Consider the following 14,535-nt stretch of genomic DNA (forward strand, 5'->3'; position numbering starts at 1 on the left):
TTCAATCCGGTGCAGAGCGCTTGCACTCTGCCAAGCCTCCGCAAAGGGAGAATTACTCCGCAGCTTCGGTTTCCACCTGCGCCGCCTCGATCTCGGCCGCCTTGGCCTCGACCAGCTTGACGATATGTTCGAGCATGTCCTCGCTCTGCACGGTATGGTCGGTGACGCCCGACAGGTACACCATATGCTTGCCATTGCCGCCGCCGGTCAGGCCGATGTCGGTCTCGCGCGCTTCGCCCGGACCGTTGACCACGCAGCCCAGCACCGAGAGCGAGAGCGGGGTCTTGATGTGCGACAGGCGGCTTTCCAGCGCCTCGACGGTCTTGATCACGTCAAAGCCCTGACGCGCGCAGGAGGGGCAGGAAACCACCCGAACCCCGCGCGTGCGCAGGCCCAGCGACTTGAGGATCTCAAAGCCGACGCGCACTTCTTCTTCCGGCGGGGCCGAGAGCGAAACGCGGATCGTGTCGCCAATGCCGGCCCAGAGCAGATTGCCGATGCCGATCGCCGATTTGACCGTGCCGCCAATCAGGCCGCCCGCCTCGGTGATGCCCAGATGCAGCGGGCAATCGACCGCTTCGGCAAGGCCCATATAGGCCGAGACGGCCAGAAACACGTCCGAAGCCTTCACCGCCACTTTATATTCGTGGAAATCGTGATCCTGCAGCAGCTTGATGTGATCGAGCGCCGATTCGACCAGCGCCTCGGGGCAAGGCTCGCCATATTTTTCCAGCAGGTCCTTTTCCAGCGACCCTGCGTTCACGCCGATGCGGATCGAGCAGCCGTTGGCCTTGGCCGCGCGCACCACTTCGGCCACGCGGTCGGACCCGCCGATATTGCCGGGGTTGATGCGCAGGCATGCCGCGCCCGCATCGGCGGCTTCCAGAGCGCGCTTGTAATGGAAATGGATGTCGGCCACCAAAGGTACGCGCGAGGCCCGCGCGATCTGCTTGAAGGCCGCCGTCGATTCGACATCGGGGCAGGACACGCGCACAATATCGGCGCCCGCTTCTTCGCAGCGGCGGATCTGGTCGATCGTGGCGACAGCATCGCTGGTCAGCGTGTTGGTCATGGTCTGGACCGCGATGGGCGCATCGCCGCCGATGGGAACCTTGCCGACCATGATCTGACGGCTTTGACGGCGGGCGATATCACGCCAGGGACGGACTGAGGACATGGGGGCAACTCCTTTGTTCTGGCCCTATAGCGCATTGGCCATGCGCCGCAAATGCGAAGAGAAGATTACAGGTCGCGCGCCATGCACAGGCTGTAATCGTCGGTGGTGTATCCGGCAAAGGCGGGGCACTGGGCAAAGCCCTCGCTCTCATACAGTCGCCGCGCCGGGATGAAGGCCTCGGGCTTGCCGGTTTCCAGCAGCAATTGCCGGTATCCGCGCGCCCGGCCCACATCCATCAGATGGCGCAGCATGGCCCGCCCGATCCCGCGCCCCAGAAATTCGGGCGCCACCCGCATGGATTTCAATTCACCGCGCGCCGGATCGAGATGTTTGATCGCCCCGCATCCGGCCAATTGCCCGTCCATCCATGCCGAATAGAAGGTGACATCGGGCGCGCGCAGGCGCTCGATGGGCATGGCGTGCACCTTGCAGGCGGGGGACCAGCGATGCATCTGATCGAGATGATAGGCCAGCAGGGCGGCGATTTCCGGTCCGGTCAGGTCATCTTCAACAATCGTCATGGCTGTTGTCCATCATGCTTGTCGGCCTTGCGCCGGCCAAAGCGCAGGCCCTGTTCCAGCCGCGCGCGCAGGGCGGTGTAATAGGCGTCGAGGAAGCGGCGGACCTCATCGCCCTGCGGCGCGCTCCATCCGATCTTGGCGCAAATGGCGCGGGCGACAGCTTCCATCGCCGGGGCCTGATTTTCGCGCAGGACGCGTTCAAGCGTCTGCAATTCATATTCGCCGTAGATGCCCAATTCCGCGGGGCCGAAATCATAGTCTATGGGCGCTTCATGTGCGCTCAGTGCCTGCTCCAGCCGGGCGCGGGGGGCCTCGACCACCCATGTGCCCGCGATCATGTCGCCCGCGCGCAAACGGTCGCGGTTGAACAGGGGAAACAGCGCAAAGAGCAGGAACCACCCCGCCGCCGCCCAATTGACCATGCTCGACGAAGGCCCGCCCAGCGCGGACAGCACCGCGACCATCGGCAGAAAGATCTCGATATCGCGAAGCAGATTGCGCGCCAGCACCATTTCGGTCGTCAGCCGCGCCCCGTCGCGCGCGGCAATGCGCAGGCCCAGCATCCTTTTGCCCGGCGTCGCTCCGCGCGGTCCCAGTTCAAAGATCAGAAACCACGCATTGCGCAGCAGAAACATCAGCGCGGTCCACAAGATGAAGAGAAATTGCGCCGCATGATGCGCCTCGCCTCGCTTGGCCCATTGGCCCAGCCCCGCCTGCGTATAGACCAGCGCCAGCCCCGCCCCCAGCAGGATTGCCCCGATACAGGCCAGATCCACCGCCAGCGCCCCCAGCCGCGCCGACCGCCCCGCCAGCGTCAGGCGCAGGCTAAGCCCTTCGGGCGTGATGATCTCGCGCTGATCGGGGCGCAAGTGGCTCTGGGGGCTCATTTGCGGGCCCCGAAGACAAAGAAATAGACCAGCCAGAAGGTCAGCATAAAGCCTCCGACGAGGAGCCTTTGCGGCGTCGAATCGATCAATTGCCGCGCAAACCCCTCCAGCATCCCGGCCACCAGCAGCATCAGCACCACGCCCAGCATGACCGGCGCCGTCCGCCGCCCGGCTGCCGCCGCGCTGGCCATCACCGAAAGCTCGCCGGGAAAGGCGATGGCGCGCCCGATATGGATGCCGCCCGCCCCGGCCAGCAGGATGGCGAACAGTTCGGTTGTGCCGTGGATCGCGATCCATGCCGAAAAATCCAGCAGCAGCCCCTTGCCGTGAAACAGCCAGAGCATCGCGCCCAGCATCCCGCTGTTCTGCAGCAACAGCAGCACGCTGGGCAAGCCGATGGCAAAGCCCAGCGCAAAACACAGGATGGCGATCTGGGCATTATGGCCGAACAGATAGGCGGCAAAGGCGGCCAGCGCGTCCTGATCCTGCCCGCCGAACAGGGTTTCGCGCAATTGTTTGGCGCTTGATGCCGGGTTGCGCGCCGGGTCCTGTCCGGCCAGCATCGCATAGAACGAGGGATCGTGGGCCACCATCATCCAGCCCGCCGCCACGCCCGCCACCATCAGTGCCAGCGCGACCAAAATGTCGAAACGGATCGCGCGCACCGCCTCGCTCCACCCGCCCAGAAGGAAACCGATGAACCAGCCGCCGAAATTCCGGCGCGGGCCATAGGTGATGAACCATGCCCTTTGCGCCAGTGCCTCCAGATAGGCGAGGGTGGCAGCGTCAAGGCTGGTTTCGCGCGCCACGGCAAGGCTGGAGGCCAATTGGCGATAGAGCACCGGCAGATCGAGCAGATCATCGTCCGAGATCCGCCGCAACCGCCCTTTCTCCACCGCCGTGACGATCGCCTCCAGCCGCCGCCAGTCGCCCTCGCGCGCCTGGCGGAAACGGTCGGAGCGCAGGGTGGCGGGGGCGATGCTGTGTTCTTGCGCCGCGCCCCGGCGAAAACGGGCCAGGAGACGGTTGGGCCAATCCTTCATCCGATCCCTCCCCGGCTGCGGATGGCCATATAGGCGTCGAGCAGGCGGGCGCCCACCGCGTCATGGGCGGCCTCGACCACATCGACCCCCATCGCGCGCAGCCGCATCAGCACCCATGCGCGCTGGCGCAGCAGGGCGCTGGCCGCCACCGATCCGCCCAGCGCCTCCATATCCACCACCTCGCCCTCCGCCAGCGTTTCGAGTTCCTCATCGCGCAGGCAGACAAACAGCACCCGGTGGCGCGCGATCAGCCGCCCGATCGATTCGATCATCAGCTCGGCGCCCGTGGGATCGGCAAATTCGGAAAAGACCACGATGAGCGAGCGCCGCGCCAGTTGCTGGGCCAGAGTGGAGAGCGCCAGCGTGAAATTGGCCTCGCGCGTGGTGTAATCCAGATCGGCCGCCGCGCTGCGCAAGGCGTGGAAATCGCGCGTGTCGGCAACAAAGGGCGTCGAGACGATCACCTGCGCGGCAAAGCCGAACAGCGCAACCCGGTCGCCCCCCTTGAGCGCGACCCATGCCATTTGCAGCGCCGCGCTGACCGCCCGATCCAGCCTTGGCAGGCCGGCCACCGGCTCGCACATGGCCGCCCCGCAATCCATCGCCAGCACGATGGGGTTGTTGCGCTCGACCTCATACTCCTTGGCATAGAGATGGGCGTGGCGGGCCGAGACTTTCCAGTCGATGCGGCGGCGATCCATGCCGGGCTGATATTCGGTCAGCGTCTCGAACATCTGCCCCTCGCCGCGCAGCCGCCGCGCGATCAGGCCCAGCGAGGCGTCGCGCAGATAGACCTGCATCGCCGGCCCCCGCAGCGCTGCCACCGACGGCAGCACCCGCACCGAGGCATCGACCTCGCGCCGCTCGATCCGCATGGCCAGCCCCAGCGGACCGCGCCAGCGCAGCCAGAGCGTGTCGATCGCGCCATGGCAACGGCGGCCGGGGGTGAAAGGGGCCTGCGTCTCCTCGCCCGTCAGGGTGGCGCTCAGCTTGCCCCCCGGCGCGAGGCGCGGGTCGAGGGCGAGGGCGGCCTCCATTGGGGCGGGGCGCGACAGGCGGGCGCGGATGGTGATCGCCGCGCTCTGGCCGATCTCGGCCTGCGCCGGGGCGGTGACATGAACATCCTCCAGACGCCCGGCCAGCGCCCCATCGACCAGCACCAGCGCGAGCAGCAGCAGGCCGAGCAGGGGCGATGCGATCCACAGCCCCGGCACAAATCCGGCCAGCACCAACGCCACCGGCCCCAGCGCAACCAGCGCCAGCACGCAGCGCGGCGCAGGCGCCACGCCGGGGCGCATCAGGGTGGCGGCAAGGCGCAATCCGGGGGCGAGGCGGCGTATCACCTCAGCGCGGCGCCTCGGTGCGGGCGATGATCTCGGCCACCAGCCCCTCGGCCTGCCGCCCCTCGATTTCGGCGGCGGGCGAGAGCAGCAGGCGGTGGCGCAGCACGGCGGGGGCCAGCGCCTTCACATCATCGGGCAGCACATAATCGCGGCCCCCCAGCGCCGCCCGCGCCCGCGCCGCATGAGCCAGCAAGACGCCTGCGCGTGGGGAGGCGCCGCAGGACAGGTCGGCGCTCTCGCGCGTGGCGCGGATCAGGCGGACGATATAATCGACCAGCGGCTGGGCCAGCGTGATGCCCGCCACGGTGGCGTCGGCGGCGGCCAATTGTTCGGACGAAAGCACGGGGGCAATATGGGCCGCCGGATTTTGCGCGCCATAGCGGGCGATGATCCGCGCCTCCTCGTCCGCATCGGGATAGGGGATCGTCAGTTTAAAGAGGAACCGGTCGAGCTGCGCCTCGGGCAGGGGATAGACGCCTTGCTGCTCGATGGGGTTTTGCGTGGCCACCACCATGAAATGATCGGGCAGGCGGTGGGCCGTCCCGTCCAGCGTCACCCGCCGCTCCTGCATCGCTTCGAGCAGGGCGGCCTGCGTCTTGGGCGGGGTGCGGTTGATTTCATCGGCCAGCAGCAGGTCGCAAAAGATCGGGCCGCGCGTCAGGGTGAACTGGCTGGTCTGGAAATTGAACAGGTTGGAGCCCAGAATATCGCCCGGCATCAGATCGGGGGTGAACTGGATCCGCCCGAATTGCAGGCCAAGCGTGGCGGCAAATGTCTGGGCCAGCAGCGTCTTGGCGGTGCCGGGCGGGCCTTCGAGCAGGACATGGCCCCGCGCAAACAGTGCCACCAGCAGATGATCGACCGCATCGACCTGTCCGACCACGGCGCGCCCGATCTGTTCGCGGATGGCCCCGGCCAGATCCGAGAGGGCGGCAAGGGAGAGGGCTTCACTCATCGGGTCAACAACCTTTCGATGTCATGCAACCGGCGCGCGGCGCGCAGGATGTCGGCGGGGCGCCGCGCCGCGCGCAGGGCGGCGCTGGCGGCGATATAGCTGTGGTCCGGGGCGCGGGCGCCGATGGCGCGTTCGATGGCATCGTCGATCATCGCCGGATCGCCATGGGGCGCAAGGCCCAGCGCCGCCGCGATGCGCCCCCGCGCCGCATCGGCATAGGGCGCGGGCAGCAGATGAAACCGCCGCGCCCGCGCAATCAGCCCGGCCGAATTTTCCGCCAGCGCCCGCTTGCCAAAGGCAATGTCGCGCGCAGGGGCCAGCGGCGGGCCAAAGCGCGCATAGGCCCGCCACAAAACCGCCACCCCGGCCAGAATCAGCGCCAGCGTGACCGCCAGATAGGGCGGGGTAAAGGCCAGCGTGAGCAGATTGGGTTCGCGCCCCAGGCCGTTGAGCGTGAGATCGAAACGCACTTGCCTTTGGCCCGGCGGCAGCAGGTCGTCGATCAGGCGCAGAGTGATGGCCGCATTGTCGAAACGGGCAAAACCGGCATTGTTGGCCAGATCGGGCTCAAAAATCAGAGCCAGCTGCGCGCCGTCCTGTTGGCGATAGGTGGCGGCCAGAATGCGGCCCTTGGCATCGACCACGCGGGGCGCCAGATTTTGGCCCGTCCCGCTCATGACATGGGCCGGAGTGGGCAGGGCGGCATGGGCGCCGCGCAGGTCGACCACGGGCGCGGCGGCGGGGCCAATGGCCACCCTCACATCATCAAGGAAGCCCTGCCATTCGGGCGCCTGCGTGTTGTCGAGGCGGACCCAGCCTCGCGCTACTCCGGGCTGGTCGGTCGAGGCATCGCGGGCCAGCCATTTGGGGGTGATGACCAAAACCGGGCCGATGGCGCGATGGCGTGTGACAATTTTGGCGATGTCGGCGCCATTGGCCCCTTGCGGTGGGGTCAGGATGAGCAGGCCCGGCTGCTCAAGGGCGGCCTCGTCGCGGGCAAAGTCGGTGTCATGGCCGGTCGCTTCGAGCAGGCGATAGAGCGCGCCATAGCCGTTCAGCCCCCGCCCGCCGCCATGCGCGCCGCCGTCATTGATGTCGCCCGCCGCCACGCCCGCGCCGAGCATCCACAGCATCGCCACCAGCAAGGCGCCGCCCGCCAGCACCAGCGCAAGGGCCGACAGGGGCGAAAAGGGGCTGCGGGGGTTCATGCGGGGCGTTGTTCGGGCAAATCGGCACCCGCGGCGGAGGCCGCGAAATCGGCACCTGCGGCGGAGGCCGCGAAACCGGAACCTGCGGCGGAGGCCGCGAAATCGCTGTAGGCGGCGCGGGCGGCGGCCCAGTCCTGCGCCTCCAACGGGCGCAGCGCATAGCGAGCCTGTTCGACCAGCGCGGCGATCCGGCCAAAGGTGGCGCGGGCCGGGGCGGAAAGAAAGGGCTGCGCGGCAATTTCGCGCGCGGTGCTGGCCGGCGTCAGGGCGGCCGGGCGGGCCTCGGCAATATGCTCAAGGCTGCGCAGCAAAAGCAGGTGGGTTGCCTCGTCAAAGCGGCCCTGCGCGGCCAGCGCATCGGCATCGTCCAGCAGGGCGCGGGCGGCGGCGGCATCGGGGTGCCATTCCGGGGCGGCGGGGGCGGGGCGGCGCATGGCCCAAAGCCTGACCCCGATCCGCCAGAGCAGCAGGGCCAACCCCAGCGCCAGCAGGCCGATCAAGATCTTTTCCATCACCGGCCATGACAGGCCCAGCGCCCGGCCCACCGGCTCGAACAGGGCGCGCAGAAAGCGGGCCAGCGCCTTGAGCCAGTCGGGCGTGGGCGGCGGGGTCCAATTGGGGACGGGGGCAAATTGCAGGTCGCGCGCATCGCGGATGGCGCGCCATGCGTCATGGACCCGATGGGAGGAATCGGACGCCGCTGCGCTCACCTGACGTCTCTGTCCCGAATTGCCATCGGGGACAGGTTCTTACACGCCCTCAGGCCCAGCGCAAGCGATCACCCGCGCGGACGATCACCCGCGCGGGCGGGCCTGAGCATAGCTGCCCAACAGGCGCAGATCCTTGCAATGGAAGGCGACTTCCTCGAGCGCGCGGTCCACCGACTCCTCGCCCGGACGCCCCACGATATCGACAAAGAACATCGTGGCCGAGAAACTGGCGCCCTTCTGATAGGATTCCAGCTTGGTCATGTTGACCCCGTTAGTGGCAAAGCCGCCCAGCGCCTTGTAAAGCGCGGCCGAGACGTTGCGCACCTCGAAGATCATCGTGGTCATCGCGGTGCCCTCGATGGTTGCGGGATCGAGCGGGGCGCGGGCCAGCACGACAAAGCGCGTGGTGTTGTCGGCAGCGTCCTCGACATTATGCTCGACAATATCGAGGCCATAGAGCGAGGCGGCCAGCGCAGGCGCGATGGCGGCGGCGGCCGGATCGCCCTGTTCCTTGACAAAGGCGGCGGCCCCGGCGGTGTCGGCATAGGCCATCGGCACGATGCCGCGCGCGCGCAGATAATGGCGCGACTGGCCCAGCGCCTGCGGGTGGGAATAGGCGGCGGCGAAAGGCCCCTTGGCCCCCGGCAGCGCCATCAGCGCATGTTCGATCGAAAGGAAATGTTCGCCCACAATCGACAGCCCGCTTTCGGGCAGCAGGAAATGGATGTCGGCCACGCGGCCATGCTGGCTGTTTTCGATGGGGATGATGGCCCGGTCGGCCCGGCCTTCCTTCACCGCGTCCAGCGCGTCCTCAAAGCTGAAACAGGGCAAAGGCGCGCATTGCGGCGCATATTCCAGCGCCGCGCGGTGCGAATTGCACCCCGGCGCGCCCTGAAACGCAATGGCGCGTGCAGGATTTTCAGCGGCTTGGGCGGTCAGTTCTTTGACCTGGATCAGAGCGGGCGTAGGATAGCTGTGCATAGCGGTCTGGCGCTTAGGCTGATTTTGCGCCGCGCGCCAGTGGGCTTTGCCGATCGTCTGTTCGATGCGAATTGTATCGGTTGCGGGCGGAATACTGGCGCACGGATGAAATCCGCCTTGCGCTTGGGTTTCACGCTCTCTACACCAGAGGGCAAAACGCCTTCCGGGGATTTCTCCTTTGGAAGCATATGGGACGGGGCATTGTTGATGAGCGGTCGTTTCAATACCATTGCCGGTTGGGTTCTGGGTTCTGCTGTGGTTGCGCTGGGGCTTTCCAGCCTGTCGGGCCACTATTTCCGCGCCGACAAGGAAAACCGCCCCGAAAACATGGGCTTTCCTATCGAAGGCGTGTCGGGCGCCAAATCCGGCCCGGCCGAGGCGCCGATCGAGGAACTGCTGGCCAAGGCGGACCCCGCCAAGGGCGCGCAGGTCTTCGCCAAATGCGCCTCGTGCCATACGATCACGGCCGGCGGCCCCAATGGGATCGGGCCGAATATCCATGGCATCCTTGGCGATGATATCGGCAAGGGTCGCGGCGGCTTTGCCTTCTCGGCGGGCCTGTCGGCCAAGGGCGGCAAGTGGGACTTTGCCAAGATGAACGAGTGGCTGACAAACCCGCGCGCCTTTGCCGATGGCACCAAGATGACCTTTGCGGGTCTGGAATCGGCCGAGGATCGCGCGGCGGTCATGGTCTATCTGAACCAGCAGGGTTCGAACCTGCCTCTGCCTGCGGCCCCTGCGGCGGCGGCGCCGGCGGCGCCGGCGGGTGATGCGGCGGCGGCTCCGGCCGATGCGGCCTCGGCGGCCGAAAGCGCCAAGTAAGATCCGGTTGTTTCCGGCGGGCACGGCAAATGCCCGTGTTGTTTGTTCGGGTTGCGGGCATGGCCAATGCCCGTCGGCCAAAAGACCGGCGGTGGGCTTGAAAGGATCAGGCCGACACCGTGGGCGCCCTTGATTGCCGGGCGCGAAAGGGCTGCGTGCGCGTGCGAATGACCGGGTAGCCGCCTTGCTTCACAGCCCGATTCGGCCCCAGCGGCGGATCGGGCGGCCATGACAGGTGGGCTCGCAAAGCCTGCCATGGCGGTGCTTGGCCCGTCCATTCCGGTTGGCGCTGTGTGGCGTGGTCCACGGCTTGATTAACGCTTTCGCCATGATCCCGGCCCAGCGGCGCCGGCCTGAATTACCGCATTGGCCCCTGCGCATCAGGACGGTTGCGGATGGCGTGTTGAATAACCCATATGGTTTTCTGTAGGACAGATTTTTTTATTGCGAATTGGTTCAGGTCAACGCAATCTCCCCTCAATCCGGCGCATGGGGGTTGAAACAAAGCGCCGATTCGCGGCAAACTATGTCTATCGCACCAGTAGAGATATAAGAACAGGAGATGGTCCAATGGCACAAGCATGGAGCGCCGATTTTCTGATCCGACGTATCGATCGCTGCTATCTGCTGGCCGCCTGCGCCCGGCACCCGGAAAAGCGCGACCGCCATCTCAAGCGCGCCCGCCACTATCGCGGCGTGCTGGCCGATACGCAGGAGCTGGAGCTGGCCTGATTTACCGCAGGCGTTTTCCCATCAGGGGCCGCGTGGGGCGTGAGGCCTTGCGCGGCCTTTTTGGTGTTTGGGTTTTGAAGGTTGAATGTGCCTCCGGCGGAGGGATAAGGAATGCCTCCGGCGGGCAAAGGGCGGGGGCCCTTTGCAATCCCGTTACTGTCGGCGTGGCGCCATGGGGGCGGCGTTGTGGTTGGGGGAGGGGTGTTAAGCCGCTTTGCGGGAGGGAAAGAGACGTTCCGGAGACGGTGCTTTAGCGGATATTCCATCGTGGGTGTGCTGCTTTCCAAGCCGAATTTGAGTATTCCACGCAAGTGCTTTCAGGATCACAGCCAAAGCGCCTCTCGATCAATCTCCTGTATCGGCTTGCGGTAAATTGGGATGTTTTGACATCGATTATCAGCACGATTGCCGGTGAAGGGATCAGCTGACGACTTTGTGTCAGATAGCGTGCTACCAGTTGTTCGCTGACCAACACACCGTTCCAATATGCCATATTATTACTAATTCTCAAAATATTAGCGGCCATCAGTTCGCCGCTTTCGCACCCATGCTTTCGCCAGTGATTTGGCAAGGGGGTACAGTGCGCCTGAAACTTCTCTATCCAACCGTGTGTAACGGGAGTGCTGCCTTCGGAAGCAGTTGAAGCGCAGAGCAATGCAACTAGGAAATTTATCATCCTACCTTCCTAACAGAGTTAGCGTCCTCTCCCCCTAACTTTTCGGACATTCACCCGCCGCGCAGCGGCCTTCAAAACCCGCCACTTTGCACCCAAACGCAACGCCGCCGTCGCGCGCCGCCGACAGTAACGGGATTGCAAAGGGCTTTCGCCCTTTGCCCGCCGGAGGCACCTCTAAACCTCCTTAAAACCCCAATAAATCAAACCCCATGATACGACTTATACCACTCGATAAACTTGGGCACACCCACGTCGATGCTGGTGGTGGGGGCGTATCCGTGGTCGCGGGCGATGGCGTCGATGTCGGCGAAGGACTGGCGCACGTCGCCGGGCTGCATGGGCTGGAAGTCGATGATGGCTTTTTTGCCGATCTGTTCTTCGAGGATTTCGACCACGCGCATCAGGTGTTCGGATTTGTGGTTGCCGATGTTGTAGAGGCGGTGGGGTTTGGTTGAGCCGCCCGCTTTGACCTCGCCATCGTCGGGGGCGGGGTTGTCGAGGCTGGCGATGACGCCCGCGATGATGTCGTCGATATAGGTGAAGTCGCGGTACATATCGCCGTTGTTGAAAACGGGGATGGGCTTTCCGGCCGCGATGGCCTTGGTGAAGATCCACATCATCATGTCGGGGCGGCCCCATGGACCATAGACAGTGAAGAAGCGCAGGCCGGTCAGCGGCAGGCGGTAGAGATGGGCGTAGGTTTCGCTCATCAGCTCGTCGGCCTTTTTGGTGGCGGCATAGAGGCTGATGGGCTGGTCCACGCGGTCCTCGACGGCGAAGGGCAGTTTGGTGTTGCCGCCATAGACCGAGGAGGATGAGGCATAGACCATGTTTTCGACGCCGCGATGCCGCCCGATTTCCAGCATGTTCAAATGCCCGGCAAGGTTGGAATGCAGATAGGCGTGGGGGTTGGTGATCGAATAGCGCACGCCCGCCTGCGCGCCCAGATGGACGATGCGTTCAAATTCGAGGCCCGAAAGCGATTCGACCAGCGGTTCGTATTGGGAAAAGTCCTGACGCACGAAGGTGAAGCGATTGCCACCCATTTCACGCAGGCGGGCGATGCGGGCTTCCTTGAGCGTGACGTCGTAATAGTCATTGACCATGTCGAGCCCGATCACGGAATCGCCGCGCTCCAGCAATTTGACCGCAAGGCTGTAGCCGATGAAACCCGCCGCGCCCGTAACCAGAACCTTCATTGCCCAAAAACCCCTTGTTGCCTTATGCCGCTCTCTTATCGGGGCATTGCTAATAAAGGGTTGGGGCCGGGTCCGTTGCGCGTATTGACGCGCCGGGGCCGCGCCCGCACAAGCGCGCCATGCCTTTCATGTCCGACAATGCCGCCCCTGTTCATCCCGCCGTATGGGCCGCGATGCAGGCCGCCGATGCCCCCCAGCCGCCCTATGACGGCGACAATCTGAGCGCGGCGATGGATGATGCCTTTTCCGCGCTGTTCGGGCGGCCCTGCGCCGCGATGTGGGTGGCCAGCGGGACGGCGGCCAATTGCCTTGCGCTGGCCGCGATGGTGCGGCCCTATGAGGCTGTGCTGTGCCATGAACTGGCCCATATCGAGCGGGATGAATGCGGCGCGCCGGGGTTCTTCACGCATGGCGCGAAACTGGTTCTGGCGGGCGGGGATCATGCGAAAATGACGCCGCAGACCGCCCGCGATCGGCTGGCCAGGGTGGGCGTGGGGGTGGAGCATACGCCTGTGACGGCCCTGTCCATCACCCAGGCCAGCGAGGCGGGATGCGTCTATTCGCCCGGCGAGGTGGCCGCGATGGGCGCCTTCGCGCGGGAAAAGGGGCTGCGTTTTCATATGGACGGCGCGCGCTTTGCCAATGCGGTGGCGCATCTGGGCTGCTCGCCCGCGGCGGCCAGTTGCGAGGGCGGGGTCGAGGCGCTCTCCTTCGGCTTTGTCAAAAACGGCGGGATGGGGGCTGAGGCGCTGATCTTCTTTGCCCCCGACATGGTCGAGGCGACCCGCTATAACCGCAAGCGCGCCGGGCATCTGCAATCCAAGGGGCGCTATCTGGCCGCGCAGATCCTCGCCATGCTGAAAGGCGATCTGTGGCTGGACAATGCCCGCCGCGCCAATGCGGCGGCGGCCGAAATCGCGGCGGCGGCGGGCGACAGGCTGATCCATCCGGTCGAGGCGAACGAGGTGTTTGTCGCGCTCTCGGCGGGGGAACGGGCAGCGTTGCGCGGGGCCGGATTTGCGTTTTACGATTGGGACGAGGCGACCGCGCGTTTCGTGACCGCGTGGAACAGCGAGGAGGCCGAAGTGATGGCTTTGGCCAAGGCTTTGCGGGGGGTGTGAGTAAGAAGGAAGGATGATGCGAGGGATGTTTTTAGCGACCGATTTCTCGAGAGAAATCGGCTGGTCCCTCGCGCTCCCGGTACTGTCTTCGTTGCGTTTGGGCGGCGGCGTGGCGTGTCGGACGCGCCCAAGGAATATAAGCCCGCAGCGCGGGTATATAGGCGCCGCAGGCCTTCAAACCCCAACATCGCGCCCAACACCCTACGCCCAGCCCATGACGCACCCTATACAGTAACGGGATTGCAAAGGGCCCCCGCCCTTTGCCCGCCGGAGGCAATCAACGCCCGCCGGAGGCAATAAATACGCCTATCCGCCCCCGCTTTCCCCCTCCCAAATCGCCCGCAGCCCCGCGCGATAATCGGCAAACCGGGGCCGCCAGCCCAGCACGCGCCGGGCCTTGCCGTTGGCCACGCGGCGGTTCTCGGCATAGAAGGCGCGCGAGGCGGGGGGCACATCGCTTTCGGCCAGCAGGGGCGGCAGGGGGAGGCCGGAGATGCGGCAGGCTTCCTCGATCACGGCGTTCTGGGGCGCGGGCATGTCGTCGGCGATGTTATAGGCGCCGGGCGGGGCGGAGAGGGCGGCCATCGCGGCCCCGGCAATATCCTCGACATGGATGCGGCTGAAGATCTGGCCGGGCAGGTCGACACGATGGGCGCGGCCTTGCCTCAGGCGGTCGAAGGCGGATCGTCCCTCTTGTCCGTTCATAGGGGGCCCATAGATCCCCGGCAGGCGCAGCACCCGCGCGTCGCGCTCCAGCCATGCCGCGTCGGCCAGCGCGCGCGCGGCGCGGCGGCCCGATCCGCCCAGCCCGACCACGGGCGCGCTTTCATCGACCCAAGCCCCGCCGCAATCGCCATAGACCCCGGTGGAGGAGAGATAGCCCAGCCAGCCCACTCCGGTCAGATTCGCCCCATAGCGCACCAATACCGGATCAACATCCTCGGCTGGCGGCACGCTGGACAGGACCGCATCGGCGCGGGCGATGGCGGCGCGCACCGCGTCCTCATCCGCGAAATCGAGCGTTCCGGCGCGGCCCGTCGCCTCGATATGCCATCCGTCATCGGCCAGACGGCGGGCGATTGCGCGGGCGGTGTAGCCCAGACCAAAGATCAGCATGGTTTTCATGGGGCAAACCATAATCGGAAATACTGGCATTCGGA

Annotated in this window: 15 protein-coding genes; 3 read left to right on the forward strand and 12 right to left on the reverse strand. The window is 65.8% G+C overall.

Annotation, left to right across the window (positions count from 1 at the left end):
• Positions 1 to 52: 52 nt before the first annotated feature.
• From ispG to PQ457_RS01000, 9 genes are all read right to left on the reverse strand, one after another.
• A complete protein-coding gene (ispG, locus tag PQ457_RS00960; protein ID WP_273617953.1) occupies positions 53 to 1,177 on the reverse strand; it encodes a flavodoxin-dependent (E)-4-hydroxy-3-methylbut-2-enyl-diphosphate synthase in 1,125 nt (374 codons plus the stop codon).
• Positions 1,178 to 1,242: 65 nt separating this feature from the next.
• Positions 1,243 to 1,698: a GNAT family N-acetyltransferase gene (locus tag PQ457_RS00965; protein WP_273617954.1), complete on the reverse strand. Its 456-nt coding sequence runs from the start codon at positions 1,696 to 1,698 to the stop codon at positions 1,243 to 1,245.
• Positions 1,695 to 2,585, reverse strand: coding sequence for an RDD family protein (locus PQ457_RS00970; RefSeq protein WP_273617955.1), 891 nt, complete (start codon positions 2,583 to 2,585; stop codon positions 1,695 to 1,697). Before PQ457_RS00970 ends, PQ457_RS00965 begins: the two co-directional genes overlap by 4 nt.
• On the reverse strand, positions 2,582 to 3,628 hold the full coding sequence (locus PQ457_RS00975; protein WP_273617956.1) for a stage II sporulation protein M: 1,047 nt from the start codon (positions 3,626 to 3,628) through the stop codon (positions 2,582 to 2,584). Before PQ457_RS00975 ends, PQ457_RS00970 begins: the two co-directional genes overlap by 4 nt.
• A complete protein-coding gene (locus PQ457_RS00980) occupies positions 3,625 to 4,971 on the reverse strand; it encodes a DUF58 domain-containing protein (RefSeq protein ID WP_337958476.1) in 1,347 nt (448 codons plus the stop codon). Before PQ457_RS00980 ends, PQ457_RS00975 begins: the two co-directional genes overlap by 4 nt.
• A 1-nt stretch (position 4,972) precedes the next feature.
• Entirely contained in the window at positions 4,973 to 5,926 is a 954-nt protein-coding gene (locus PQ457_RS00985; protein WP_273617957.1) for an AAA family ATPase, read from the reverse strand.
• The gene (locus PQ457_RS00990) at positions 5,923 to 7,134 is read right to left on the reverse strand and encodes a DUF4350 domain-containing protein (protein WP_273617958.1); all 1,212 of its coding nucleotides are present in this window, start codon (positions 7,132 to 7,134) and stop codon (positions 5,923 to 5,925) included. Before PQ457_RS00990 ends, PQ457_RS00985 begins: the two co-directional genes overlap by 4 nt.
• Positions 7,131 to 7,844, reverse strand: coding sequence for a DUF4129 domain-containing protein (locus PQ457_RS00995; protein ID WP_273617959.1), 714 nt, complete (start codon positions 7,842 to 7,844; stop codon positions 7,131 to 7,133). Before PQ457_RS00995 ends, PQ457_RS00990 begins: the two co-directional genes overlap by 4 nt.
• Positions 7,845 to 7,928: 84 nt before the next feature.
• Positions 7,929 to 8,825, reverse strand: coding sequence for a prephenate dehydratase (locus tag PQ457_RS01000; protein ID WP_273617960.1), 897 nt, complete (start codon positions 8,823 to 8,825; stop codon positions 7,929 to 7,931).
• A 207-nt stretch (positions 8,826 to 9,032) separates the two neighbouring features.
• Here PQ457_RS01000 and PQ457_RS01005 point away from each other — a divergent pair, with 207 nt between their 5' ends.
• A complete protein-coding gene (locus PQ457_RS01005) occupies positions 9,033 to 9,647 on the forward strand; it encodes a c-type cytochrome (RefSeq protein WP_273617961.1) in 615 nt (204 codons plus the stop codon).
• 189 nt (positions 9,648 to 9,836) lie between these two features.
• On the opposite strand, the gene PQ457_RS01010 is transcribed toward PQ457_RS01005, so the two are convergent.
• Entirely contained in the window at positions 9,837 to 9,977 is a 141-nt protein-coding gene (locus PQ457_RS01010; RefSeq protein ID WP_273617962.1) for a hypothetical protein, read from the reverse strand.
• 240 nt (positions 9,978 to 10,217) lie between these two features.
• On the opposite strand from PQ457_RS01010, the gene PQ457_RS01015 reads away from it, so the two are divergent.
• Positions 10,218 to 10,379 carry a hypothetical protein gene (locus PQ457_RS01015; protein WP_183623670.1) on the forward strand — a complete coding sequence of 54 codons (162 nt, stop codon included), beginning with the start codon at positions 10,218 to 10,220 and terminating at the stop codon, positions 10,377 to 10,379.
• 876 nt (positions 10,380 to 11,255) lie between these two features.
• On the opposite strand, the gene PQ457_RS01020 is transcribed toward PQ457_RS01015, so the two are convergent.
• On the reverse strand, positions 11,256 to 12,254 hold the full coding sequence (locus tag PQ457_RS01020; protein WP_273617963.1) for a GDP-mannose 4,6-dehydratase: 999 nt from the start codon (positions 12,252 to 12,254) through the stop codon (positions 11,256 to 11,258).
• 119 nt (positions 12,255 to 12,373) lie between these two features.
• On the opposite strand from PQ457_RS01020, the gene PQ457_RS01025 reads away from it, so the two are divergent.
• Positions 12,374 to 13,375 carry a threonine aldolase family protein gene (locus PQ457_RS01025; protein ID WP_273617964.1) on the forward strand — a complete coding sequence of 334 codons (1,002 nt, stop codon included), beginning with the start codon at positions 12,374 to 12,376 and terminating at the stop codon, positions 13,373 to 13,375.
• 306 nt (positions 13,376 to 13,681) lie between these two features.
• Here the strand turns inward: PQ457_RS01025 and PQ457_RS01030 are convergent, their stop codons facing one another.
• Positions 13,682 to 14,500: a Rossmann-fold NAD(P)-binding domain-containing protein gene (locus PQ457_RS01030; RefSeq protein WP_273617965.1), complete on the reverse strand. Its 819-nt coding sequence runs from the start codon at positions 14,498 to 14,500 to the stop codon at positions 13,682 to 13,684.
• Positions 14,501 to 14,535: the final 35 nt, after the last annotated feature.

The organism is Novosphingobium humi, assembly GCF_028607105.1.
Taxonomy (GTDB): domain Bacteria; phylum Pseudomonadota; class Alphaproteobacteria; order Sphingomonadales; family Sphingomonadaceae; genus Novosphingobium; species Novosphingobium humi.

What these genes read in the sequence shown, in the direction of transcription:
- PQ457_RS00990 (WP_273617958.1), bottom strand. Translation starts at nt 7,134, where the DNA reads ATGAACCCCCGCAGCCCCTTTTCGCCCCTGTCGGCCCTTGCGCTGGTG.
- PQ457_RS01025 (WP_273617964.1), top strand. Translation starts at nt 12,374, where the DNA reads ATGCCTTTCATGTCCGACAATGCCGCCCCTGTTCATCCCGCCGTATGG.
- PQ457_RS00985 (WP_273617957.1), bottom strand. Translation starts at nt 5,926, where the DNA reads ATGAGTGAAGCCCTCTCCCTTGCCGCCCTCTCGGATCTGGCCGGGGCC.
- PQ457_RS01030 (WP_273617965.1), bottom strand. Translation starts at nt 14,500, where the DNA reads ATGAAAACCATGCTGATCTTTGGTCTGGGCTACACCGCCCGCGCAATC.
- PQ457_RS01005 (WP_273617961.1), top strand. Translation starts at nt 9,033, where the DNA reads ATGAGCGGTCGTTTCAATACCATTGCCGGTTGGGTTCTGGGTTCTGCT.
- PQ457_RS01000 (WP_273617960.1), bottom strand. Translation starts at nt 8,825, where the DNA reads ATGCACAGCTATCCTACGCCCGCTCTGATCCAGGTCAAAGAACTGACC.
- PQ457_RS00970 (WP_273617955.1), bottom strand. Translation starts at nt 2,585, where the DNA reads ATGAGCCCCCAGAGCCACTTGCGCCCCGATCAGCGCGAGATCATCACG.
- PQ457_RS01020 (WP_273617963.1), bottom strand. Translation starts at nt 12,254, where the DNA reads ATGAAGGTTCTGGTTACGGGCGCGGCGGGTTTCATCGGCTACAGCCTT.
- PQ457_RS00975 (WP_273617956.1), bottom strand. Translation starts at nt 3,628, where the DNA reads ATGAAGGATTGGCCCAACCGTCTCCTGGCCCGTTTTCGCCGGGGCGCG.
- PQ457_RS00965 (WP_273617954.1), bottom strand. Translation starts at nt 1,698, where the DNA reads ATGACGATTGTTGAAGATGACCTGACCGGACCGGAAATCGCCGCCCTG.
- PQ457_RS01015 (WP_183623670.1), top strand. Translation starts at nt 10,218, where the DNA reads ATGGCACAAGCATGGAGCGCCGATTTTCTGATCCGACGTATCGATCGC.
- PQ457_RS01010 (WP_273617962.1), bottom strand. Translation starts at nt 9,977, where the DNA reads ATGGCGAAAGCGTTAATCAAGCCGTGGACCACGCCACACAGCGCCAAC.
- ispG (WP_273617953.1), bottom strand. Translation starts at nt 1,177, where the DNA reads ATGTCCTCAGTCCGTCCCTGGCGTGATATCGCCCGCCGTCAAAGCCGT.